At 69.8% G+C, this 23607-nt stretch carries 20 protein-coding genes and 1 riboswitch; of the genes, 12 read left to right on the forward strand and 8 right to left on the reverse strand.

Annotated elements, in window-relative coordinates; translation table 11 throughout:
• Nucleotides 1–109: 109 nt before the first annotated feature.
• The 6 genes from ABD378_RS32065 to ABD378_RS32090 all read left to right on the forward strand — a co-directional run bounded on the left by ABD378_RS32065 (nucleotide 110) and on the right by ABD378_RS32090 (nucleotide 7063).
• Nucleotides 110–2233: a DNA gyrase/topoisomerase IV subunit B gene (locus tag ABD378_RS32065; RefSeq protein WP_344526618.1), complete on the forward strand. Its 2124-nt coding sequence runs from the start codon at nucleotides 110–112 to the stop codon at nucleotides 2231–2233.
• 223 nt (nucleotides 2234–2456) lie between these two features.
• Nucleotides 2457–2969: a DUF1453 domain-containing protein gene (locus ABD378_RS32070; RefSeq protein ID WP_344526620.1), complete on the forward strand. Its 513-nt coding sequence runs from the start codon at nucleotides 2457–2459 to the stop codon at nucleotides 2967–2969.
• Nucleotides 2966–4108, forward strand: a complete 1143-nt coding sequence (locus ABD378_RS32075; RefSeq protein WP_344526622.1) for a sensor histidine kinase — start codon at nucleotides 2966–2968, stop codon at nucleotides 4106–4108. Before ABD378_RS32070 ends, ABD378_RS32075 begins: the two co-directional genes overlap by 4 nt.
• A complete protein-coding gene (locus ABD378_RS32080; protein WP_344526624.1) occupies nucleotides 4105–4797 on the forward strand; it encodes a response regulator transcription factor in 693 nt (230 codons plus the stop codon). Before ABD378_RS32075 ends, ABD378_RS32080 begins: the two co-directional genes overlap by 4 nt.
• A gap of 125 nt (nucleotides 4798–4922) precedes the next feature.
• The gene (locus ABD378_RS32085) at nucleotides 4923–5474 is read left to right on the forward strand and encodes a DUF485 domain-containing protein (RefSeq protein WP_344526626.1); all 552 of its coding nucleotides are present in this window, start codon (nucleotides 4923–4925) and stop codon (nucleotides 5472–5474) included.
• Complete coding sequence (locus ABD378_RS32090) at nucleotides 5471–7063, forward strand: solute symporter family protein (RefSeq protein ID WP_344526628.1); 1593 nt, start codon at nucleotides 5471–5473, stop codon at nucleotides 7061–7063. Before ABD378_RS32085 ends, ABD378_RS32090 begins: the two co-directional genes overlap by 4 nt.
• Nucleotides 7064–7100: 37 nt before the next feature.
• Here ABD378_RS32090 and ABD378_RS32095 read toward each other — a convergent pair whose 3' ends face one another.
• The 4 genes from ABD378_RS32095 to ABD378_RS32110 are packed head-to-tail and all read right to left on the reverse strand — an operon-like array spanning nucleotide 7101 to nucleotide 11687.
• Nucleotides 7101–7781 carry a response regulator gene (locus tag ABD378_RS32095; RefSeq protein WP_344526630.1) on the reverse strand — a complete coding sequence of 227 codons (681 nt, stop codon included), beginning with the start codon at nucleotides 7779–7781 and terminating at the stop codon, nucleotides 7101–7103.
• The gene (locus ABD378_RS32100) at nucleotides 7778–9418 is read right to left on the reverse strand and encodes a sensor histidine kinase (protein WP_344526632.1); all 1641 of its coding nucleotides are present in this window, start codon (nucleotides 9416–9418) and stop codon (nucleotides 7778–7780) included. The genes ABD378_RS32095 and ABD378_RS32100 overlap by 4 nt, the downstream gene beginning before the upstream one ends.
• Nucleotides 9419–9446: 28 nt before the next feature.
• Nucleotides 9447–10394 carry a ferredoxin family protein gene (locus ABD378_RS32105; RefSeq protein WP_344526634.1) on the reverse strand — a complete coding sequence of 316 codons (948 nt, stop codon included), beginning with the start codon at nucleotides 10392–10394 and terminating at the stop codon, nucleotides 9447–9449.
• A 36-nt stretch (nucleotides 10395–10430) separates the two neighbouring features.
• Nucleotides 10431–11687 carry a citrate synthase gene (locus tag ABD378_RS32110; protein ID WP_344526636.1) on the reverse strand — a complete coding sequence of 419 codons (1257 nt, stop codon included), beginning with the start codon at nucleotides 11685–11687 and terminating at the stop codon, nucleotides 10431–10433.
• Between the two features lie 106 nt (nucleotides 11688–11793).
• Between ABD378_RS32110 and ABD378_RS32115 the strand changes: the two genes are divergently transcribed.
• Entirely contained in the window at nucleotides 11794–12975 is a 1182-nt protein-coding gene (locus tag ABD378_RS32115) for a citrate synthase/methylcitrate synthase (RefSeq protein ID WP_344526638.1), read from the forward strand.
• A 56-nt stretch (nucleotides 12976–13031) separates the two neighbouring features.
• Here ABD378_RS32115 and ABD378_RS32120 read toward each other — a convergent pair whose 3' ends face one another.
• Both ABD378_RS32120 and ABD378_RS32125 read right to left on the reverse strand, forming a co-directional pair.
• Nucleotides 13032–13259 (reverse strand): hypothetical protein, encoded by a 228-nt coding sequence (locus tag ABD378_RS32120; protein ID WP_344526706.1) that lies wholly within the window; start codon nucleotides 13257–13259, stop codon nucleotides 13032–13034.
• 222 nt (nucleotides 13260–13481) lie between these two features.
• Nucleotides 13482–14045 carry a DUF6082 family protein gene (locus ABD378_RS32125; protein ID WP_344526640.1) on the reverse strand — a complete coding sequence of 188 codons (564 nt, stop codon included), beginning with the start codon at nucleotides 14043–14045 and terminating at the stop codon, nucleotides 13482–13484.
• A 322-nt stretch (nucleotides 14046–14367) separates the two neighbouring features.
• Between ABD378_RS32125 and ABD378_RS32130 the strand changes: the two genes are divergently transcribed.
• A complete protein-coding gene (locus tag ABD378_RS32130) occupies nucleotides 14368–15429 on the forward strand; it encodes a CobW family GTP-binding protein (RefSeq protein ID WP_344526642.1) in 1062 nt (353 codons plus the stop codon).
• A 4-nt stretch (nucleotides 15430–15433) separates the two neighbouring features.
• Here the strand turns inward: ABD378_RS32130 and ABD378_RS32135 are convergent, their stop codons facing one another.
• Nucleotides 15434–17887 carry a DNA gyrase/topoisomerase IV subunit A gene (locus ABD378_RS32135; RefSeq protein ID WP_344526644.1) on the reverse strand — a complete coding sequence of 818 codons (2454 nt, stop codon included), beginning with the start codon at nucleotides 17885–17887 and terminating at the stop codon, nucleotides 15434–15436.
• Nucleotides 17888–18100: 213 nt separating this feature from the next.
• On the opposite strand from ABD378_RS32135, the gene ABD378_RS32140 reads away from it, so the two are divergent.
• From ABD378_RS32140 to ABD378_RS32155, 4 genes are all read left to right on the forward strand, one after another.
• On the forward strand, nucleotides 18101–19453 hold the full coding sequence (locus ABD378_RS32140; RefSeq protein ID WP_344526646.1) for a M16 family metallopeptidase: 1353 nt from the start codon (nucleotides 18101–18103) through the stop codon (nucleotides 19451–19453).
• Nucleotides 19450–20835, forward strand: coding sequence for a M16 family metallopeptidase (locus ABD378_RS32145; protein ID WP_344526648.1), 1386 nt, complete (start codon nucleotides 19450–19452; stop codon nucleotides 20833–20835). Before ABD378_RS32140 ends, ABD378_RS32145 begins: the two co-directional genes overlap by 4 nt.
• 219 nt (nucleotides 20836–21054) lie before the next feature.
• A riboswitch (cyclic di-AMP (ydaO/yuaA leader) is annotated at nucleotides 21055–21217 on the forward strand.
• A gap of 13 nt (nucleotides 21218–21230) precedes the next feature.
• Nucleotides 21231–22034 (forward strand): M23 family metallopeptidase, encoded by an 804-nt coding sequence (locus ABD378_RS32150; RefSeq protein WP_344526650.1) that lies wholly within the window; start codon nucleotides 21231–21233, stop codon nucleotides 22032–22034.
• Nucleotides 22035–22238: 204 nt separating this feature from the next.
• Nucleotides 22239–22943, forward strand: coding sequence for a GntR family transcriptional regulator (locus ABD378_RS32155; RefSeq protein WP_344526652.1), 705 nt, complete (start codon nucleotides 22239–22241; stop codon nucleotides 22941–22943).
• A 171-nt stretch (nucleotides 22944–23114) separates the two neighbouring features.
• Here the strand turns inward: ABD378_RS32155 and ABD378_RS32160 are convergent, their stop codons facing one another.
• Complete coding sequence (locus tag ABD378_RS32160) at nucleotides 23115–23396, reverse strand: HPr family phosphocarrier protein (protein WP_160507645.1); 282 nt, start codon at nucleotides 23394–23396, stop codon at nucleotides 23115–23117.
• Nucleotides 23397–23607 lie beyond the last annotated feature (211 nt).

Below are 23607 nucleotides of genomic sequence, written 5' to 3' on the forward strand. Positions count from 1 at the left end.
GGGTGGCGTTACAACGGCTCTACCAGGCCTCGGTACCCTCTGAGCGGCAACCGAAGCCGGGTCCTTACCCCAAAGGACCCCTTTTGAAATTCAGCGAGGAGCGAACCGCGTGACCGCCGAGACGTCCGTGCCGTCCACAGCGTTGCTGACCGGAGCAGACCGGGACGGTTCCAACTACACCGCGCGGCACCTGCTCGTCCTGGAGGGGCTCGAGGCCGTTCGCAAGCGTCCGGGCATGTACATCGGGTCGACGGACAGCCGTGGCCTGCTGCACTGCCTCTGGGAGATCATCGACAACTCCGTCGATGAGGCCCTGGGCGGCTACTGCGACCACATCGATGTCATCCTCCACGACGACGCCTCCGTAGAGGTCCGGGACAACGGCCGAGGCATCCCGGTGGATGTCGAGCCCAAGACCGGCCTCTCCGGAGTCGAGGTCGTCATGACGAAGCTCCACGCGGGCGGCAAGTTCGGCGGTGGCTCCTATGCCGCCTCCGGCGGCCTGCACGGTGTGGGTGCCTCCGTGGTGAACGCCCTGTCCGCGCGCCTCGACGTAGAGGTCGACCGCGCGGGGCACACCCACGCGATCAGCTTCCGTCGTGGCGTCCCCGGCGCCTTCGCCAAGCCTGGCCCCGACGCCGACTTCGACTCGTCGGCCAAGCTGCGCAAGGCCAAGAAGATCCCCAAGACGCGCACCGGCACCCGTGTGCGCTACTGGTCCGACCGCCAGATCTTCCTCAAGGACGCCAAGCTCAACCTCGAGACGCTGCACCAGCGTGCCCGGCAGACGGCGTTCCTGGTGCCAGGTCTGACCATCGTCGTGCGTGACGAGTACGGCCTCGGGGACGGTGGCACGAAGGGAGAGGAATCCTTCCGCTTCGACGGCGGAATCAGCGAGTTCTGTGAGTACCTCGCCCAGGACAAGGCCGTCTGCGACGTCCTGCGCCTCACCGGGCAGGGCAGCTTCAAGGAGACCGTCCCGGTCCTCGACGACCACGGCCAGATGACGCCCACCGAGGTCACCCGTGAGCTCGCCGTGGACGTCGCGCTGCGCTGGGGCACGGGGTACGACACGACGTTGCGGTCCTTCGTCAACATCATCGCCACCCCCAAGGGCGGCACCCACGTGTCGGGCTTCGAGCGCTCCCTCACCAAGACGATGAACGAGGTGTTGCGCAGCCAGAAGGTACTGCGCGTCGCCGAGGACGACATCGTCAAGGACGACGCCCTGGAGGGACTGACCGCGGTCGTCACGGTGCGACTGGCCGAGCCGCAGTTCGAGGGCCAGACCAAGGAGGTGCTCGGCACCTCGGCGGCCAACCGCATCGTCTCCAACGTCATCGCCAAGGAGCTCAAGGCGTTCCTGACGTCCACCAAGCGCGACGCCAAGGCGCAGGCCCGCTCCGTGATGGAGAAGGCCGTCGCGGCGGCCCGCACGCGCATCGCGGCCCGTCAGCACAAGGACGCCCAGCGCCGCAAGACGGCCCTGGAGTCCTCCTCGCTGCCGGCGAAGCTCGCCGACTGCCGCAGTGACGACGTGGAGCGCAGTGAGCTCTTCATCGTCGAGGGTGACTCGGCGCTCGGCACGGCCAAGCTGGCGCGGAATTCCGAGTTCCAGGCCCTCCTGCCGATCCGCGGCAAGATTCTCAACGTTCAGAAGGCGTCCGTGACGGACATGCTGAAGAACGCCGAGTGCGGCGCGATCATCCAGGTCATAGGGGCGGGGTCCGGCCGGACCTTCGACATCGACGCGGCGCGTTACGGGAAGATCATTCTCCTCGTCGACGCCGATGTCGACGGCGCGCACATCCGGATTCTGCTGCTCACCCTCTTCCAGCGCTACATGCGCCCGATGGTGGAGGCGGGCCGGGTCTTCGCCGCCGTGCCGCCACTGCACCGGATCGAGCTGGTGCAGCCGAAGAAGGGCCAGGACAAGTACGTCTACACGTACTCGGACAACGAGCTGCGCGAGACGCTCTTGGAGTACCAGCGCAAGGGGATCCGCTTCAAGGACTCCATCCAGCGCTACAAGGGTCTGGGCGAGATGGACGCGGACCAGCTGGCGGAGACCACCATGGACCCGCGCCACCGCACCCTGCGGCGGGTCAACATCGGCGACCTGGACGCCGCCGAGCAGGTCTTCGATCTGCTGATGGGCAATGACGTGGCGCCCCGCAAGGAGTTCATCACCAGCTCCGCGGCGACGCTGGACCGCTCACGCATCGACGCGTAGCGCTCGCGCGACGCTGGTGTGTTCCGCTCGCACGGACACACCAGCTCGCGTGACGCTGGTCCGTTCCGCCCGTACGGAACGCACTCCACCCGTGGGTGGAGCTCTCGGCTCCACCCACGTTCCACCCCTGCGCCGATGTCCTTGACCAGGTCTTTTCCGTAGCGTCGAAGGCGTCGATCCTTCTCGGATCGGCCTCGCACTTCCTCGCCCCACGGAGGCCGTCATGTCTGGGCTCACCAATGTTCTGGTGATCTGCGCCGTCGTCGCGTTGGTGATCGTGCGCCAGTTCAAGGCGCAGCAGATCACCGCGGACAGGCGCTGGTGGGCCATACCCGCCGTGCTGGTCTTCATGGCCGTGCGTGAGCCCGATGTGCTGGATCCCCATCACCAGGCGGCGGCCGTCGCCCTGCTCGCAGCGGAGCTGCTTGTCGGTCTGGCCATCGGCTTCGGCTGGGCGCGGACCACGCATGTGTGGACAGCACCGGACGGCGCCGTGTGGGGCAAGGGGACCAAGGCCACCGCCATCGTCTGGGGCGTCGGGATCGGGCTGCGGCTCGGCCTGTTCGGGATCGGTGCGCTGCTCGGCGTGCGGCAGGGCAGCGCCGCTCTGATGCTGGCGCTCGCGGCCACGCTGCTGGTGCGGAGCGGCATGCTGGCGCAGCGGGCCGGCCTGCTCCGCCCGGCATACGGTGTTGCGGACGCGGCGTACGAGCCGATGCGGAAGGACCCCGTGTGATCTCGGACCGGTGGATGAGATGGCCCTCCCGGGAGTCGATCACCCGGGAAGGGCAGAGTGTCGCCCGGCTGTGGTTCGTCCGGGTCCTGCGGGTGGTGATCGCCGGCAGTCTGCTGTGGAACGCGTTCCATCACGACAGGGGCTGGCGCCTGGTTGCCGGGGTCGGCTTGGTCCTGCTCTGCGGCGGGCTTGCCTGGGCGTTCCTCCGTACTTCGCTCGACCAGCGACTGTGGCCCTCGGTCACTCTGCTGGTCCTCCTGATGGGGTGCGGGTATGCCGCGCAGGCGGGCGACTGGAGGGTGCTGGCGCTCGTCCTCTGGTGCGGTACGGCAGTCCTGTCCCTGGAGCGGCTGCCGCTTCTGGCGGCCGCGGTCTGTGTGCCCGTGGCGATGACGGGGTTCAGCGCGTACAACAACGACAACTGGCTCGTCACGGGCCTGATCGTCGTCGGGCTCGCGCTGGCCGGGTACACCCTGCGGCTCGACGCCGACGCGCGGGGCAACGCCCAGCGGCTGCTCACCCAGGAGCGGGCCGCTCGCACCGCGGAGGCCGAGACGGCCGCCCTTGCGGAGCGGGCCCGCATCGCACGGGAGATCCACGACGTGCTCGCGCACAGCCTCTCCGCGCAGCTCGTCCACCTGGAGGCGGCGCGGCTGCTGATCGAGGGGGAGGCGACACGTGATCAGATACTCGAGCGCGTGGTGGCGGCCCGGTCCATGGCCCGCGAAGGACTCGCGGAGACCCGACAGGCGCTCTCCGCGCTGCGCGGAGAGATGACGCCGGTCGAGGACTTCCTGCACGAGCTTGTCACCTCGGACAAGGCCTCGGTGTCCGTGACGGGGGCGCGGCGCGCTCTGCCGGCCGAGGCGTCACAGGCGGTGCGCCGCGTCGCGCAGGAAGCCCTGACGAACGTCCGCAAGCACGCGCCGGGCGCCAAGGTGTTCGTGCGTCTTGCGTACGGAGAGGGTGAAGTGACGCTGGACATACGGGATTCGGGCGGGCCGCCGGGTGAACTCGCCGCCTCCGGGGCCGGGTACGGTCTGCTCGGAATGCGGGAGCGGGCCGAGCTGCTGGGCGGCTCCCTGACGGCCGGGCCGGGCGAGGAGGGCTTCATCGTGACGCTGAAGGTGCCCACATGACGACGGGGGGCGGCGCCAAGGCGCCGGCGCGGGTGATCGTGGTCGACGATCAGACCGTGGTGCGCGAGGGCATCGTGATGCTGCTGGGGCTGCTGCCCGGTATCGAGGTCGTCGGGTCCGGCGGGGACGGTGAGGAGGCCGTCCGGCTTGTCGCCGAACTCGCCCCGGACGTAGTCCTGATGGACCTGCGCATGCCTCGGGTCGACGGCGCGGAGGCCACCCGTCGTATCCGCGCCGCGTACCCGGGAACGCAGGTCGTCGTGCTGACCACCTTCGCTGACGACGACTCGCTCTTCCCCGCGCTGAGAGCCGGCGCGCGCGGCTATCTCACCAAGGACGCCGGTGGGGACGAGATCGTGCGGGCCGTGGAGGACGTGCTCTCGGGCGACGCGGGGCTCTCGCCGCAGATCCAACGGCGTTTGCTGGAGAGGCTGGCGGAGGCCGATCTGCCCCCGCCTGCCCCGGAGCCGCCGGACGGTCTCACCGTGCGTGAGACCGAAGTGCTCGTCCTGATCGCCGAGGGAATGACGAATCAGGAGATCGCCCGCGCGATGCATGTCTCCACCGCGACGGTGAAGACGCACATCAACAACCTCTTCGCCAAGACGGGGCTCAAGGACCGTGCGCAGGCGGTCCGTTACGCCTACGGACACGGACTCGCCAAGCCCCCGAGCGCCAGGCCGACCTGAGTGGGTTCCTTGATGAGGCCCTTCACCTAATGGGGTGAAGAGGAGGGAGAGAAGAGTCAGGGATCTTCCCGTTCTGTCCATCCTTGGGCACGCGGCCGAACAAGGCTGCGGACAAGGAGAGTTCGGTGGAGAAGTACGACGGGCGCGATGCCGGACAGGCGCGGACCGGTGATCCGAGGGATCCCTGGTACGACGCGCTTGCGTCCGGCTGGGGCGAGTTGGACGGCACAGGCGCGCAGGCGCCTGTGGCGCCGCCCCGAACCGCGCCGGAGCGGATCGCGAGCGCGGCCGACATCTATCTGGAGGTCCAGCGCAGTGCTGCCTTCCAGGAGGTGCGCGGCCGGTATCGGCGGTTCGTCTTCCCCGGGGTGGCCGTCTTCTTCACCTGGTACGTCGCGTATGTCGTGACGGCGACGACGGCGCCCGGTCTGATGGCGCGGCCTGTCTCCGGATCCGTGAACGTCGCGATGCTCGCCGGCCTCGGACAGTTCCTCACGACCTTCCTGCTGACCTGGGCGTATGCCCGGCATGCCCGGCTGAGGAGGGATCGCGCGGCGCTCGACCTGCGGTGGGCCGTGTTCGAGCAGAAGCGGGAGCGGGACCAGAAACGCGTCCAGGACCAGCGCGAACACGACCGGCGGAGCGAGCAGGAACTGGCCCGGGGGAGCGAGCGATGACCGGCGACCACCAGACGCTCGCGCTTCTGCTGTTCGGTGTGTTCGTGGCCGTCACGCTCGCCATCACGACGTGGGTGAGCCGGAACCGGCACGGCTCGGCGGAGGAGTTCTATGCGGGCGGGCGGCTCTTCTCGCCCATGGAGAACGGTTTCGCCATCGCGGGCGACTACATGTCGGCCGCCTCCTTCCTGGGCATCTCCGGACTGATCGCGCTCTTCGGGTACGACGGGCTGCTCTACTCGGTGGGCTTCCTCGTCGCCTGGCTGGTCGTGCTGTTCCTGGTCGCCGAACTGGTGCGCAATTGCGGCCGGTTCACGCTTGCCGATGTGGTCGCCGCCCGGATGAGGGAGCGGCCCGTGCGCATCGCGGCGGGAACTTCCTCGGTGACCGTGTCCGTTCTCTATCTGGTGGCGCAGATGGTGGGGGCGGGCTCACTGGTCGCGCTGCTGCTCGGCGGGACGAGCGGGGCGGCACAGGCCTGGACGGTGATCGGCGTCGGCGCGCTCATGGTGATCTATGTGTCGTTGGGAGGGATGCGAGCCACCACCTGGATCCAGATCGTCAAGGCGGTCCTGCTGATGTGCGGCGCGATCGCGCTGACCGTGCTCGTTCTGGTGCGTTTCCACGGCGACTTCGACCAGTTGCTGCGGACCGCGGCCGACCGCAGCGGACACGGCAGCCAGTTCCTCGCGCCCGGGTTGAAGTACGGCGGCGACTGGACCTCGCGCCTGGACTTCATCAGCCTCGGGCTGGCGCTCGTCCTCGGCACGGCCGGTCTTCCGCACATCCTCTCCCGCTTCTACACCGTGCCGACCGCGCGTGCCGCACGCCGATCCGTCGTCTGGTCCATCGGTCTCATCGGCAGCTTCTACCTGATGACGATCGTGCTCGGCTTCGGTGCCGCCGCGATCGTGGGCTCCGATGCCGTACGGGGATCGAATGCCGCAGGGAACACGGCAGTTCCGCTCCTCGCGCTCGACCTGGGCGGCGGCGCGGACTCCACAGGCGGAACGGTTCTGTTCGCGATCGTCGCCGCCATCGCCTTCGCCACGATCCTCGCCGTCGTCGCCGGAATCACCCTCGCATCCTCGGCGTCCGTGGCCCACGACCTGTACGCGTCGCTGCGGCGCAAGCACGCGAAGCCGCGCAGCGAGGTGGCGGTGGCGCGCCTCGCCGCGGCCGGCATCGGCGTGGTCGCGATCGGCTTGGGGCTGCTCGCCCGAGATCTCAACGTGGCGTTCCTGGTGGGCCTCGCCTTCGCGGTCGCCGCGTCCGCGAATCTGCCTGTGCTGCTCTACTCGCTGTTCTGGCGGAACTTCACCACGCGGGGAGCGGTCTGGTCCGTCTACGGCGGCCTGGTGCCCTCCCTGGTGCTCGTCATGCTGTCACCCGTCGTCTCCGGAGGGCCGAACTCCCTCTTCCCAGGGGTGGACTTCCAGTACTTCCCGCTGGAGAACCCGGGGCTCGTCTCCATCCCGCTGGGCTTCCTCGCCGGATGGCTGGGCACCGTCACCTCGAAGGAGCCCGCGGACGAGGCCAAGCACGCGGAGACCGAGGTGCGCTCGCTCACGGGGGCGGGAGCGGTGTGACCGCCCTCCCGGAGGGAACCGACCGGGCGATGCTCGGCTAGGAGGCCCTTGACGCCCATTCGTAACGGTGCTCCGGGCGGCCCGTGTCGCCGTACTTGAGGCTGAGCCGGACCCGCCCCGAGCGCTCCAGGAGCTTCAGATAGCGCTGGGCCGTCTGGCGGCTCAGCCGGGTGCGGTCAGCCAACTCCTGGGCGGACAGTGGCCCTTCAGCGCCCATCAGGGCCCTGCGGACCAGCTCGGCCGTGGTGGGGGAGTGCCCTTTGGGCAGTTCCGGTGCCGGAGTCGCCGAGAGGGCGCCGAAGATCCGGTCGACCTCCGCCTGCTCGGCCTCGCCCCCGCCGTCCAGCGTGCGGCGCAAGGTGGCGTACGCGTCGAGCTTGGCGCGGAGTCCCGCGTACGAGAACGGCTTGACGAGGTACTGCAGGGCGCCGTGCCGCATCGCGGCCTGCACGGTGGCGACGTCGCGCGCCGCGGTCACCATGATCACGTCGGTCTGATGGCCGCGCTCACGCAACGTACGGACCACCGCGAGGCCCGTCTCGTCCGGCAGATAGTGGTCCAGGAGCACCAGATCGACGGGGAGTTCCTCGACGAGCCGCAGCGCCTCGGCGGCGCTGTGGGCCTTCGCGGCCACCCGGAAGCCGGGGACCTTCGCCACGTAGGCGGCGTTGACGTCCGCGACCCGGACGTCGTCGTCCACGACGAGTACCTCGATCATCGTGTCTCCTCCGTGGGGGCCAGCTCGGACTGTGCGAGTGCTTCGGGCAGGACGACGGTGAACTCGGCGCCCCCTTCGGGGGAGGCGTCGGCTCGTGCGCTGCCGCCCTGTCGCTCGGCGAGCCTGCGGACCAGGGCGAGCCCGATACCGCGCTTGCCGTGCGCCGGGGGCTCTTTGGTGGACCAGCCCTCCGTGAAGATCGTCTCGCGTTGCTCGGGCGGCACGCCAGGGCCCGTGTCGCTCACCTGTAGGACGACGGCGCGCCCCTCGGTGCGCACATCGACCTCCACGCGCGCGTGGAGGGTGCCCGCCGCCGCGTCGAGGGCGTTGTCGACGAGGTTGCCGACGATGGTCACGAGGCCGCCCGGGTCGATCAGACGGTCGGGCAGCGCGGTGTCGCGCGGGACGGCGAGGACGACGCCACGCTCCGCGGCGACCGTGGCCTTGCCCACCAGGAGTGCGGCGAGCAGCGGATCGCCGATCTTCTCCGTGATCTGCTCGGCGGTCACCCGGTGCGCGCCCGCCACCTCGCCGACGAACTCCGCCGCCTCCTCGTACATCTCCAGTTCCAGGAGGCCGAGCAGGGTGTGCATGCGGTTGGCGTGCTCGTGGTCCTGGGCGCGCAGCGCGTCGATGAGGCCGCGGGTGGAGTCCAGTTCCCGGCCCAGCTGCTCCAGTTCGGTGCGGTCGCGCAGGGTGGCGACGGCGCCTCCGTCGTCCGTGGGCATGCGGTTGGCGACCAGGACGCGCTGGCCGCGGACGGTCAGGAGGTCGGTGCCCGTGACCCGTCCGGCGAGCACATCGGTCGTACGTCCCGGACCGAGCGCGGTGTCGAGCGGCTGCCCGATGGCTTCCGCTCCGAGGCCGAGAAGGCGCTGGGCCTCGTCGTTGAGGAGACGGATCCGGCCGGCGCGGTCCAGCGCGACGACACCCTCACGGATGCTGTGCAGCATGGCCTCGCGTTCCGCAAGGAGAGCCGAGATATCGGAGAAGGCCAGGTCACGCGTCTGCCGCTGCACCCTGCGTGAGATCAGATAGGCGGCGAGGGCGCCGACCGCGAGCGCCCCGCCCGCGTAGGCGAAGAGCCCGGGGATCGCGTGGATCAGACGGGCGCGGACGCTGTCGTACTCGATGCCCACGGAGACGGCGCCCACGATGTCCCCGCCGATGTCCCGCAGCGGCACCTTGCCGCGGGCCGAGCGGCCCAGGGTGCCGTCGTCGATCTCCATGACCTCGTCCCCGGCGAGCGCGTCGCTGGGGTCGGTCGAGACGACCTGGCCGATCTCGTCGCGGTCGGTGTGGGACCAGCGAACGCCGTTCTTGTTCATGATCACGACGTACTCGGCGCCGCTGGCACGCCGGATCCGCTCCGCTTCGGTCTGCACGGGCCCGTCGACCGTCGGCTTCGAGGAGCGCAGGTCCTCGGCGATGTGCGGCTGGGCGGCCGTGGTCTGCGCGATGGCGAGCGCACGGCGCATCGCCTGGTCGTCGAGCTGATCGCTGAGCGGCGCCAGGAAGAGCCCCGTGGCGAGCACGGCGACCCCGGCGGCGATCGCCAGCTGCATCAGCAGCACCTGCGAGAAGACACGCCGCGGCAGGCCGAGGCGGAGTCTTCGGGCAGGGGAGGTCGGGCTCATGTGTACGAACGGTACGGCGAGCGGAGGGCTACTCCGAAGTCACTGTGGCGGGGATCTCCTGTATGGCTCCGTACGCGATCGGCCGCACCGCCACGACATCCATGCGCGCCGGGGCCGCCAGTGCCGCGCCGCAGCTCTCCGGCCGTGGCGGCAGCGACGCCCCCTGGGCGACCGTCACGCGCCAGTGCCGTCCGTCGGTGTGGGCCACCGTCACGTCCCAGCGTGGGGCCGTGCCATCCGTGTGGACGACGCTCAGGGCCCCCGCGGCGTCCTCGCCCGTCGAGGTGCGCACCGCGAGCTCAGCGGCCTGTCCAGGGCGGTCCCAGGCGGAACTGCCCCGGCAGCCTTCGGTGACGACGCGGCCCGTGCGCACCCCCTCGAGGATCTCCTTGACGGCGGCCTGGCCGGAGCGGCCGTACGCGTAGCCGTAGGGCAGGACCAGCAGCGTGGGGGAGAAGCGGTGACCACCCAGATGAGTGACTTCCCAGGCGCCTTCTTCACCGGACCTCGCGAGTTCGGCGGCGAGCGGCCTGCCCAGGAGTGCGCAGCAGCGGTCACGCTTGCCGTTCGTGCAGACCAGGGCGAGCGGGGCGCCGGTGTGCGGGGCGCCGAATCCGCCGTGGTCGCCGGCGCCGAGGGCCGTGAAGTCGAGGTCGAGCAGCTCTTCCGGCCTGTCCGTGACGTGGCCGCGCAGCCAGGTGTTGCCGGGCGCGGTGTGGGCCACGTACACGCGGCGGTGCGCGGGGGCGTGGCAGTCGGCGTGGCGGCCGGGGCGGCGGATGAGGGCGATGCGTACGCCGGTTCCCTCGGCGGCGGCCTCAAGGGCGCGGCCGACCTCCGGATCCAGGTGGCTCGCAGTGAGCGCTCTGGCGCCCCAGGGGCCCGGCTGTTCCAGGAGCAGCCAGGTCCTCGCGGTGGCCGCGGTCCCCGCGAGAGGCTCGTCCAGATCCCGCGAAGCGGTGGCGCACGTACTCACACAGGCGAGCCTAACCCGCGCCGGGTCTGGGCTGATTCATCCGCCGTCGGGCACGGGCATCGGCTGGGGCGGGCGCAGCCCGACGTACTGCCCGCTGGGGCGCATGCGCAAGGGCCGTTCCTCGTACTCCTCCAGGGCATGGGCGATCCAGCCGGCCGTGCGCGCCACGGCGAAGATCGTCTCGCCCGCCTCGGCGGGCATCCCGGACGAGGCGGTCAGGACGGCGAGGGCCAGGTCGACGTTGGCGTGCAGGTCCGTGTGGCGCGCCGTGGTGGCCACCACGGCGCGGGCGGCGGCCAGGGCGGGGCCTGCCTTGGGGATGGCCTCCAGGAGGGCGAACAAGGCCTCCGCGCGCGGGTCGTCGCCGGGGTAGAGCCGGTGGCCGAGGCCAGGGATGCGGCGGCCCGCGCGGAGTTCGTCGGCCACCACGGGGGCCGCGCTGCCCCGGTCCAGTACGTCCAGGAGCATGCGGTGCGCGAGGCCGCTGGCCGCGCCGTGCAGTGGGCCCTCCAGGACGCCCAGACCGGCCGACACCGCCGCGTACGGGTGGGCGCGGGCGCAGGCGGCGACGCGGACGGCGAGCGTCGACGCCGCGAGGTCGTGGTCGACGAGCAGGGCGAGCGCGGTGTCCAGGGCGTGCAGGGAGGCGTCGTTCGGCCGCCGGCCGGTGAGCCGTGCCCAGAGCCGGTGGGCCAGGGGGCCCTCGTCCCGGTGGGCGCGGCTGACCGGGGGCAGCGCCGTGACCAGGGTGGGGATGAGGGTGCGTGCGGTGCCGATGACGGCTTCTTCGGAGAGGTCGAAGCGGAGGGGGTCGGCTGCCGCGGCCGAGATGGCGGCCACGCGCAGGCGGTCGGTCGGGCCGCTGTGCTCGGGCAGCGCGTCGATGGCGCGGCGTGCGGCGCCGACGGTCTCCTTGGGGGCGGTGAAGCGGATCCCGGGGCGCATGACGCCGGTCCACAGCCACTCGGCGACCTCTTCGTAGGAGTACGCAAGCGCCATTTCCATCGCGTCGACCCCGCGGTAGTAGTAGCGGTCCTTGTCGATGAGCGTGATGCGGGTGCGGACGGAGAGTTCGCCGCTCGCGGAGGTGGCCGCGGGTTCCCTGCGGTTCTTGCGGGCGAGCGACTCGACCTCCTCGGCGTCGAGGGTGCTGCCACGGGAGCCGGGGCCGCGGCGGCTGCTGAGCTGGCCGCGGCTCACATAGGCGTACACGGTCTCCGGCTTCACGCCGAGCAGTTCGGCGGCTTCCTTGGTGCTCAGCCGCCGGTCCTGCGTGGCCCCTTGATCGGTCATAGGCGTCACCGTATCCGCATCTGTGCATTGATTCAATCAATATTGACAGAGATTAAGTCAAGCATGGACAGTCGAATCAAGTCCAGGGAGGAAGTCGAGGAAGAACATGCCGATCAATGGCTCCACCACCAGCCCCACCGCCCCCGTGGAGGTTCCCCGCGGGCTCGCGGGCGTCGTCGTGACCGAGACCCGGCTCGGAGACGTCAGGGGACACGAGGGCTTCTACCACTACCGCCAGTACTCTGCCGTCGAGCTCGCGCAGACCCGCAGCTTCGAGGACGTCTGGCACCTGATGTTCCACGGAGCGCTGCCGGATGCCGGACAGCGGGCCGCCTTCGCGGCGCGGACCGCGGCCCTGCGCCGGCTGCCTGACGAGGTGCGCGCCGCGCTGCCCGCCATAGCCCACGCCAGTGCCCTGTCGGGGCCGCTCTCCGGACTGCGTACGGCGCTGTCGCTCTTCGGCGCGGCGAAGAGCTTCCGCCCGGTGTACGACATCGACGGCGGCCAGCGCAGTGCCGACGCCCTCGCGGCCTCCGCCGTGGTGCCGACGCTGCTTACGGCGCTGTACCGGCTAGGTCAGGGACTCGACCCGGTCGAGCCGCGCGACGACCTTTCGTACGCGGCCAACTACCTCTACATGCTGACGGGTTCGGAGCCGGACCCCGATCGTGCGCGGGCCATCGAGCAGTACTTGATCTCAACCATTGATCATGGATTCAACGCGTCAACATTCACGGCCAGGGTGATCACCTCGACCGGCGCGGATGTCGCGGCCTGTCTGGTGGGTGCCGTGGGCGCGCTCTCGGGTCCGCTGCACGGCGGGGCGCCGAGCCGCGCACTCGACACGCTCGACGCCATCGGCACGCCCGACCGCATCGACGGCTGGATCCGCGAGCGGGTCCTCGCGGGGGACCGCATCATGGGCTTCGGTCACCCCGTCTACCGCACGGAGGATCCGCGTTCGCGCATGCTGCGGGGTATCGCACAGCAATTCGGCGGCCGGATGGTGGAGTTCGCGGTCGAGGTCGAGCGCCAGGTCGAGGCAATCCTCGCCGAACTGAAGCCGGGCCGCGAGCTGCACACCAACGTGGAGTTCTACGCGGGCGTCGTCATGGAACTGTGCGGCCTGCCGCGCGAAATGTTCACGCCTACGTTCGCGGCGGCGCGGGTGGTGGGCTGGGGGGCCAACATCCTTGAGCAGGCGGAGGACTCGAAGATTATTCGGCCTGCCGCACGATATGTGGGAGAGGCGGCTCCGGTTCCGGTTCCAGTGCCGGCCGAGCGCTGACAAACGCCGGGGCCTGCGCGTCCCTGACGCGGCAGGCCCCGTGACGGCCGAGAGGGTCAATCGTCTGGAATATCCGCCTTGGCGCGGACGAGGGTCTCTCTCGTGACCACCACGATGCGCTCGTAAGCCGCCCGGGACGCGTCAGAGGGAAGTTCAGCATCAAGAGCCGTGGTGGCGTCTGTGCCGATGATCGCGAAGTTGCCGTCGGACAACTCGAAGATGTCCGGACAGTTCTGCCCGGACACGCTGCCGCGAGCGCGCGGTGAAGCACCGATCCGACGGATGATCTGACTCACTATCGTTTCCCTCTGGTCTCAAGGCTGATCGCCTGCGCGCGGCGGCTGCGCGGTGCGATCCATCCCTGTGGGGCGACTCGACCGGGCGGCTGGAGCGTCGGTATAGAGGGCGACGCCGTGCGCGATCGGCGCATCAGTCACCCCATGGCACCAGAGGAATCGCCGTACGCCCGCTACGCGTTACACCTGGTGTGCATGTGGCGTAAAGCCTCAGGATTCGGTGGATGGCGGCTCGCCGACGACCCACCACTCGTCTATGTCCGCCTCCTCCAGCTGGCGCAGGAGATCGTCCACCATGCGTCCGAGCTCCGCTTCGTCGGACGTGTCCGCCATGGTCGCCCTGTGGTGGCGGCCCGCGTACCAGTACTCCCGCACGAGCGGGTTCTGGAGGATGCCTCGCACGAACCCGAAGAACTCGTCGCGGTTGATGTTGCCGATGCGGTAGTAGAACAGCAGATTCGTATAGAGGGCATTGGCGAAGAGGTACTGGCGTTGCCTCTGGGGGGTGACGTTGTCCTCGTAGGTGTCCAGGACCTCGGCCAGGTCCTGGTCGTCCATGGCTTTGCTCAACAGCTCCCAGTGCAGCCGCTGTTGGACGGCCAGGTTGGCGTGGTGCTGTGTATGCGCGGTCTGCTCCAGGTGTTCGAGCCGGATGCGGAGCGCTTCCAGTGTGTGGCGCTGGGCGGCCAAGGTTGCGACGGCTCCCGCCGCGAGGCCGACCCCTGCCGCGACGGCTGAGCGGAGACCCCCTGGGACGAGCTTCTTTGTGACCATGTCAACCCCCGATTCATGCGACCGTCCGCCAGTCGTCGGGTGCGGGTCGACAGGGAGAGGACCGGCGAGCGATGGGCGGCGCGCTTGCCGCCTCCCAGGATGCCGAGCGGCTCTGATCGGCAGGGAGGCGGAGAGGAGGCGCACGGAAGGCAGCGGTGGTCGCATGTCCCGGCGCCGTGCCAGATGTGTGCCCCGCCTGCGCCGCTAACAATCGTTCACTTCGCGGTGTTTCTACGCGCTCGTATCCTGGGGCAGCATTCATTCGTCGTACGAGAGCCGGTGCCCGCGCCGGTGCACGCGTCAGTGTGAAAGGGGTCGCACGTTGACTCAGCCGTGTGCCGGGCAGATCCCGGTCGTCGTCCTCACCGGCTTCCTGGGTTCCGGCAAGACGACCCTGCTCAATCATCTGCTCCACCGCAGCGGCGGCAGCCGGATCGGTGCGATCGTCAATGACTTCGGGTCCATCGAGATCGACGCCATGGCCGTCGCGGGGCAGCTCGGTGACTCGACTGTCTCGCTCGGCAACGGGTGTCTTTGCTGTGCCGTGGACGCCAGTGAGCTCGATGTGTATCTGGAGAAGCTCGCTCAGCCCTCCGCCCGGATCGACGTCATCGTCATCGAGGCCAGCGGGCTCGCCGAGCCGCAAGAGCTCGTGAAGATGGTGCTCGCCAGCGAGAATCCGCACATCGTGTACGGGGGGCTCGTCGAGGTCGTCGATGCTGTCGAGTTCGACTCCATCCGGCAGCGGCATCCCGAGGTCGACCGGCATCTGGGAATCGCCGATCTTGTTGTCGTCAACAAGGTCGACCGGGTCGAAGAAGGCGAGCGGGAGCGGATTCTCGGCGTGGTCCGTGGGTTCACCGATCGCGCGGCCATCGTCCCCGCCTCGTACGGGAGGGTCGACGTGGAGCTGCTCCTCGACCGCAAGCCCGTGGGGGAGCGGGTCGGACAGCTCTCCTTCGACGACCTGCATCAGCATGGGGACGACGGACAGGCCGAGCACCACGACCACCTGCACTCCGCCTACGAAAGCCTCTCCTTCTCCTCCGAAGTGCCCATGAGCCCCCGCCCGTTCATGGGCCTCCTCGACAGTCGGCCCGAAGGGCTCTACCGCATCAAGGGGTACGTCGATTTCGGCGCCGCCGACCCGCACAACAAGTACGCCGTGCACGCCGTGGGGCGGTTCCTGCGCTTCTACCCCGAGCCGTGGGCCGCGGGTGAGACCCGGCTCACCCAGCTCGTGCTCATCGGGGCGGGCATCGACGTACCCGCTCTGGAGAAAGAGCTTGAGGCGTGCCGTGAGTACGCCCCACAGGCCGGTGCCGATGAGCACAGCATGTGGGGCGTACTTCGCTACGTACAGGAAGCCGATCCGGTGGAGTAGCCGACTACGCCGGGCCCGCCACCGCCGCCACGGGCTTCGCCAGGGAGACGCCCGAGCCGTCGCGGCGCGGGTCGATCTCCGGCAGCTCCGCCGGCAGGCCGCTGCGCTGGGCCGCGAGCGGCGGCGTCGGGCCCGCCCACGCGAAGCTCAGGCAGTCCTCGCCCTTCAGGAAGCGCTGGACGCGTACGCCGCCCGTGGCCCGGCCCTTGCGGGGGTACTGGTCGAACGGCGTCACCTTGGCCGTCGTCTGCACCGAGTCGTCGAGCGTGCCGCGCGAGCCCGCCACGGTGAAGACCACGGCGTCCACGGCGGGATCCACCGCCACGAACGAGATGACCTTGACGCCGTCCGCGAGCTTGATGCCCGTCATGCCGCCAGCGGGACGTCCCTGCGGACGGACCTGTGCGGCTTGGTAGCGCAAGAGCTGCGCGTCGTCCGTGATGAAGACCAGGTCCTCCTCGCCCGTGCGCAGCTCGGCCGCGCCGACGATCCGGTCACCGTCCTTGAGGGTGATGACCTCGAGCTCTTCCTTGTTGGACGGATAGTCCGGGACCACGCGCTTGACCACGCCCTGCTCGGTGCCGAGGGCGAGACCCGGTGAGGACTCGTCCAGGGTCATCAGGCAGATCAGGCTCTCGTCCGTCTCCAGGGAGAGCAGCTCCGAAACCGGGGCGCCTCCGGAGAGGTTGGGTGCCGCGTGCGTCTCCGGAAGTTGCGGGAGGTCGACTACGGAGAGGCGCAACAGCCGTCCTTCGGACGTCACCGCGCCCACCTCGCCCCGCGCGGTCGCGGGGACGGCGGAGACGATCACGTCGTGCTTGACGCGCTTGGTGTCGCTCTCGGCGAACGGCTCGCCATTGGCCGTACGGGCGAGGAGGCCGGTCGAGGAGAGCAGCACGCGGCACGGGTCGTCCGCCACCTGCAGCGACACCGTGGACGCCGGGGAGCTTGCCGACTCCAGCAGGACCGTGCGCCGGTCCGTGCCGAACTTCTTGGCCACGGCGGCCAGTTCGGCGGAGACCAGCTTGCGCAGCTCCGCGTCCGACTCCAGGATCCGGGTCAGGTCGTCGATCTCGGCCTTGAGCTTGTCGCGCTCGGACTCCAGCTCGATGCGGTCGAACTTGGTGAGGCGGCGCAGCGGCGTGTCGAGGATGTACTGCGTCTGGATCTCGCTCAGCGAGAAGCGCTCCATCAGGCGCTCCTTGGCCTGCGAGGAGTTGTCGCTGGAGCGGATGAGGCGGATGACCTCGTCGATGTCCAGGAGGGCGACGAGCAGGCCCTCCACCAGGTGCAGCCGTGCCTGCTTCTTGCTGCGGCGGAACTCGCTGCGGCGGCGCACGACGTTGAAGCGGTGGTCGAGATAGACCTCGAGGAGCTCCTTGAGGCCGAGCGTGAGGGGCTGGCCGTCCACCAGAGCGACGTTGTTGATGCCGAAGGACTCCTCCATCGGCGTCAGTTTGTACAGCTGCTCCAGGACGGCCTCGGGGACGAAGCCGTTCTTGATCTCGATGACCAGGCGCAGGCCGTGCGAGCGGTCCGTGAGGTCCTTGACGTCGGCGATGCCCTGCAGCTTCTTCGAGCCGACCAGGTCCTTGATCTTCGAGATGACCTTCTCGGGGCCTACGGAGAAGGGCAGTTCGGTCACGACCAGGCCCTTGCGGCGGGCCGTCACGTTCTCGACGGCCACCGTCGCGCGGATCTTGAAGGTGCCGCGCCCTGATTCGTACGCGTCCTTGACCCCGGACAGGCCGACGATGCGGCCACCCGTGGGCAGGTCAGGGCCCGGCACGAAACGCATCAGCGTCTCCAGGTCGGCCCCGGGGTGCTTGATCAGGTGGCGGGCGGCGGCGATGACCTCGCCGAGGTTGTGCGGCGGCATGTTCGTCGCCATGCCGACGGCGATGCCCGACGCGCCGTTGACCAGAAGGTTCGGATAGGCCGCCGGCAAGGTGACCGGTTCCTGCTCCTGGCCGTCGTAGTTCGACTCGAAGTCGACGGTGTTCTCTTCGATCGACTCCGTCATCAAGGACGTCGCGTCGGCCATCTTGCACTCGGTGTACCGCATGGCGGCCGGCGGGTCGTCGTTGCCGAGCGAGCCGAAGTTGCCGTGGCCGTCCACCAGCGGCAGGCGCATGGAGAACGGCTGGGCCATGCGCACCAGGGCGTCGTAGATCGACGCGTCGCCGTGCGGGTGCAACTTACCCATGACCTCGCCGACGACGCGGGCGCACTTCACATAGCCGCGGTCGGGGCGCAGGCCCATCTCGTTCATTTGGTACACGATCCGGCGGTGCACCGGCTTCATGCCGTCGCGGGCGTCCGGCAGGGCGCGCGAGTAGATGACCGAATACGCGTACTCGAGGAAGGAGCCCTGCATCTCGTCGACGACGTCGATGTCGAGGATCTTCTCCTCGAACGAATCGTCGGGCGGCGGGGTCTTCGTGCTGCGGCGGGCCATCGCTGCTGCGGCTCCTTCACGGTGTCTGCCAGGGCATCAACGGGATCTGACGCCGACCATTGTGGACTGTCCCACTGACAACGCCGACCACGACCCGGACTTCGACCGCGACTACGCCGAGCGCGGAGCGGGAACTTCACCGGTTGTCAGCACGCTTGCATACAGTGGCACGACTGGCAGAATTTCCAGCTTTTCGCCTTCGAAGGGACGTACATGCCCATGGGTCACACGGCCACAGCCGAGGCCGGCTCCGGCGGCCTGACAGCGACCGAGCACCGGCTGGCCAACGGCCTGCGCGTGGTGCTCTCCGAGGACCACCTGACCCCGGTCGCCGCGGTCTGCCTCTGGTACGACGTCGGCTCGCGCCACGAGGTCAAGGGCCGTACGGGCCTCGCGCATCTCTTCGAGCACCTCATGTTCCAGGGCTCGAAGCAGGTGCACGGCAACGGCCACTTCGAGCTGGTGCAGGGAGCGGGCGGTTCGCTCAACGGCACCACGAGCTTCGAGCGCACCAACTATTTCGAGACGATGCCCACACACCAGCTGGAGCTGGCCCTGTGGCTGGAAGCGGACCGCATGGGCTCGCTGCTCTCCGCGCTCGACGACGAATCCATGGAGAACCAGCGGGACGTCGTCAAGAACGAGCGCCGCCAGCGCTACGACAACGTTCCGTACGGCACTGCCTTCGAGAAGCTGACCGCCCTCTCGTACCCCGAGGGCCACCCCTACCACCACACCCCGATCGGCTCCATGGCCGACCTGGACGCGGCGACGCTGGAGGACGCGCGGCACTTCTTCCGTACGTACTACGCGCCGAACAACGCCGTCCTGTCGGTCGTCGGTGACATCGACTCGCAGGAGACCCTCGCCTGGGTCGAGAAGTACTTCGGGTCCATCCCCTCGCACGACGGCAAGCAGCCGCCGCGCGACGGCTCGCTGCCCGACACGATCGGCAAGGAGCTGCGCGAGGTCGTCGAGGAAGAGGTACCGGCCCGCGCCCTGATGGCCGCCTACCGCCTCCCGGAGGACGGCACGCGCGCGTGCGACGCGGCCGACCTGGCGCTCACGGTCCTCGGCAGCGGCGAGTCGTCGCGGCTCTACAACCGCCTCGTGCGCCGCGACCGCACCGCCGTGGCCGCCGGATTCGGCCTGCTGCGCCTCGCCGGAGCCCCCTCGCTGGGCTGGCTGGACGTGAAGACCTCCGGCGACGTCGAGGTCCCCGTCATCGAGGCCGCCGTCGACGAGGAGCTCGCCCGCTTCGCGGAAGAGGGCCCCACAGCCGAGGAGATGGAGCGCGCCCAGGCACAGCTTGAGCGCGAGTGGCTCGACCGGCTCTCCACGGTGGCGGGCCGCGCGGACGAACTGTGCCGGTACGCCGTCCTGTTCGGCGACCCGCAGCTCGCCCTCACCGCCGTCGGGCGCGTCCTGGACGTCACCGCGGAAGAGGTCAAGGAAGCCGCAGCGGCCCGCCTGCGCCCCGACAACCGCGCGGTGCTCGTGTACGAGCCCATCGCCCCTGAGGCCGCCGAAGCCACCGACGAGGACGAAGAGGAGGCCGCGAAGTGAGCGAGGCCGCAACGATGCAGTTCCACCCGCAGCCCCAGGCGGGCACCGCACGGCCGTGGGCCTTCCCCGCGCCCGAGCGCGCCACCCTGGACAACGGCCTCACCGTGCTGCGCTGCCACCGCCCCGGCCAGCAGGTCGTCGCCGTGGAGATCCACCTCGAGGCGCCGCTCGACGCCGAGCCCGCGGGCCTCGACGGCGTCGCGACGATCATGGCGAGGGCCTTCAACGAAGGCACCGACAAGCACTCCGCCGAGGACTTCGCCGCCGAACTCGACCGCTGCGGCGCCACCATGGACGCGCACGCCGACCACCCCGGCGTCCGTGTCTCCCTCGAAGTCCCGGTCTCCCGCCTCCCGAAGGCGCTCGGCCTGCTCTCCGACGCCCTGCGCGCCCCCGCCTTCGCGGACAGCGAGATCGAACGCCTCGTACGCAACCGCCTGGACGAGATCCCGCACGAGGCCGCCAACCCGGCACGCCGCGCCGCCAAGGAGCTCTCCCGGCAGCTGTTCCCGGCCACCTCGCGCATGTCGCGCCCCCGCCAGGGCACCGAGGAGACGGTCACGCCCATCGACTCGGCGGCGGTGCGCACCTTCTACGAGAAGCACGTGCGTCCCGCCACGGCGACCGCCGTCGTCGTGGGCGACCTGACCGGCATCGACCTGGACGCCGTCCTCGCCGACACCATCGGGGCCTGGACGGGCGGCACGGCCGAGCCGCGCCCGGTGCCCCCGGTGACCGCCGACGACACCGGGCGTGTCGTCATCGTGGACCGCCCCGGCGCCGTCCAGACGCAGCTGCTCATCGGCCGCGTGGGCTCTGACCGGCACGACCGCGTCTGGCCCGCCCAGGTGCTCGGTACGTACTGCCTGGGCGGCACCCTCACCTCGCGCCTCGACCGCGTCCTGCGCGAGGAGAAGGGATACACCTACGGAGTGCGGGCGTTCGCCCAGGTCCTGCGTTCCGCTCCGGACGGCACGGGCGCCGCGATGCTGGCCATCAGCGGCTCCGTGGACACCGAGTCCACGGGCCCCGCCCTCGACGACCTGTGGAAGGTTCTGCGCACTCTCGCCGCGGACGGCCTCACGGACGCCGAGCGCGATGTCGCCGTGCAGAACCTGGTGGGCGTGGCCCCGCTCAAGTACGAGATGGCGGCGTCCGTCGCGGCCACCCTCGCCGACCAGGTCGAGCAGCACCTGCCGGACGACTTCCAGGCGCAGCTGTACCGCCAGTTGGCCGCGACCGGCACCGTGGAGGCCACCGCCGCCGTGGTGAGCGCCTTCCCCGGGGACCGGCTCGTGACGGTGCTCGTCGGTGACGCCGCGCAGATCGAGGAGCCCGTCAGGGCGCTCGGCATCGGTGAAGTGAGTGTGGTCACGGGCTGAGTGCGGCCCGAGTGCGGTCTGAGTGACAGTCAGGACATATCGGGACCCCAGTGGCGGAAAAAGCTGCTGGGGTCCTCATATGTCCGAATTGATATGGAGGTTACGTGTCTGACCTGTGGCGTGCGCTACAAAAGGTCTGATCCGTTTGTCGATTGAAAGATGCCCCGCTTAGCGTCTGGTCCGGCTGTCCGTCATGCAGTACGCCGCAGCCGCGGCACCGGACAGTCATCGCCGAGTCCCCGTACGGCGCGAGCCAGGGGAGCCGGGGACCCACATGTCCCCCTGGGGTGAATCGGGAACCTTGCCGAGAGGCGAGGGACTCGTAGGAGACCTTCCTGCTCCGAACCCGTCAGCTAACCCGGTAGGCGAGAAGGAAGGAAAGGATCAGCCGCTTCATGGCGTTCACCCGTGCCACCGGGAAGCACCGTCGCCCGAGCCGCCTCACGCGTACGACCGCGAACGTGGCGGGCGTCGCCGCCCTCACCACCACCGGTGTCATCGGAGGCCTGGCCGCTCCGGCGCTCGCCGCCGACGAGGCGCCGGCTCCGCAGCACACCGGCCTGACCCAGGCCATCTCCGTGGGCGACTCGCTCGCCCAGAGCATCGACGCGCAGGCCGCTGCCCAGCAGCAGGCCGCCGACGACGCCGCAGCCGCCAAGAAGGCCGAAGAGGCCGCCAAGAAGAAGGCCGAAGAGGCCAAGCGCAAGGCCGAGGCCGAGGCGAAGGCCAAGGCCAAGAAGGAGCGCGAGGCCAAGGAGCGTGCCGCTCGCGAGGCCGAGCGCAAGCGCCTCAACAGCTACGTCTCCCCGATCACCGGCTCGTCCATCTCCACGGGCTACCAGACCGGCGGCGCCATGTGGTCCTCCGGCAGCCACACCGGCGTCGACTTCCACGCCGCGTCCGGCACCTCGGTCCACGCGGTCGGCTCCGGCACCGTGGTCGAGGCCGGCTGGGGCGGCGCCTACGGCAACAACGTGGTCATCAAGATGAACGACGGCACGTACACCCAGTACGGCCACATGTCGTCCCTCGGTGTCACGGTCGGCCAGGCGGTCACCCCGGGCCAGCAGATAGGTCTCTCCGGCTCGACCGGCAACTCCAGCGGCCCGCACCTCCACTTCGAGGCCCGCACCGGCGAGGACTACGGCACGGACATCGACCCCGTCTCGTACCTCCGCTCGCACGGCGTCAACGTCTGATCCACGCGGTCGCGTGAAGCGCATCTGATTCAGCGAAAGCCCCGGCTCGTCGAGAGCCGGGGCTTTCGCCGTTCCCGTACCGCCTTTGGCCAAAAGTATCCATGGATTTCGGCCAGCTGTCGGAAATTCAGTCGCTCTGCAATAGAGTCGCTGAACAGGCGTCGATCGACCGCGTTTCGCGGGGATTAAGGCGGAGGTCAGGGCATGCGCATTCCCGCGCACTCGGTATGCACGGCGATCCGGGACGACATCGTCTCCGGTGTCTACGAACGGGGCGGCCGGCTCACCGAGGAACTGCTCGCGCGCCGCTACGGAGTCTCCCGCGTCCCCGTGCGCGAGGCCCTGCGCACCCTCGAGGCCGAGGGCTTCGTCGTCACGCGCCGGCACGCGGGCGCGTGCGTCGCTGAGCCCACCGAGCAGGAGGCGGCCGACCTCCTGGAGGTCCGCATGCTCCTGGAGCCGCTAGGGGCCGCCCGCGCCGCACAGCGCCGCACGGAGGCGCACCTGAAGGTCCTGCGCGGCCTCGTCAGGCTCGGCCAGGAGCGCTCGAGGCGCGGTCAGAGCGAGGATCTGCGCTCGCTGGGCGGCTGGTTCCACGAGACGCTCGCCCAGGCGTCAGGCAGCCCGGGTCTCACAGCGCTGCTCACCCAGCTCCGGCACAAGATCGCCTGGATGTACGTCGTCGACGTCTCGGCTGCCTCCGCGGAGTCCTGGGCGGAGCATGCCGCGATCGTCGACGCGGTGGCGCGCGGCGACGCGGAGCGGGCCAGGTCTCTCACCGCGGCCCACGCGGAGCGGGCGACGGCCGCGCACCGACTGCGCTTTCCCGCACGCGGTGAGCGGGGCCGCGACCGTGATCGTGTGAGGGATTCGCAACATGCCGTAAACACGGTGGGCCTCCGGCATTAACAGAAGCGCCGTATACAAAGAAGTGGTATTCGGCGGGAGATTATTTCTGCTGCCCGAATTCAGTTTCTGATGTCGCGTCCGGCGTCGATATTCAGTAAGCGGGCACAGAAACGCCGAAGGACCCGCCCCTATTTCGGGCGGGCCCTTCGGCGTATGAATACCAGTCTTTGACTAGACGGTCTCGGGGAGTTCCTCGAGGCCGTCGGCGACCAGCTTCGCCAGCCGGTCGAGGGCGGCGTCCGCGCCCTCGGCGTCGGAGGCGAGGGTGATCTCCTCGCCGCCCTGCGCGCCGAGACCGAGCACCGCGAGCATCGAGGCGGCGTTCACGGGGTTGCCGTCAGCCTTGGCGATCGTCACGGGGACGCCGGCGGCCGTGGCCGCGCGGACGAAGATGGAGGCGGGTCGGGCGTGAAGGCCCTCGGCCCAGCCGACGTTGACGCGGCGCTCAGCCATGTGTTGCTGCCCTTCCAGGTGTTTCACACTTGTCTAGACCAGTGTCTCATGCCGTCACGGGTGCTCCGCGGGACGTCGGTCCGCACCCGGTCGACGGCTGGTCCGTGCTCCGTCGACCGTACGTCCTTGTGCGACGGAGCCTGCGCCCCGGCCGTCGACGACTCCTAGCCTGCCCCGGCCAAGGCACCCCCGCGACCCGTACCCTGGCCCC

Source organism: Streptomyces rectiviolaceus (assembly GCF_039533825.1).
Classification (GTDB): Bacteria; Actinomycetota; Actinomycetes; order Streptomycetales; family Streptomycetaceae; genus Streptomyces; species Streptomyces rectiviolaceus.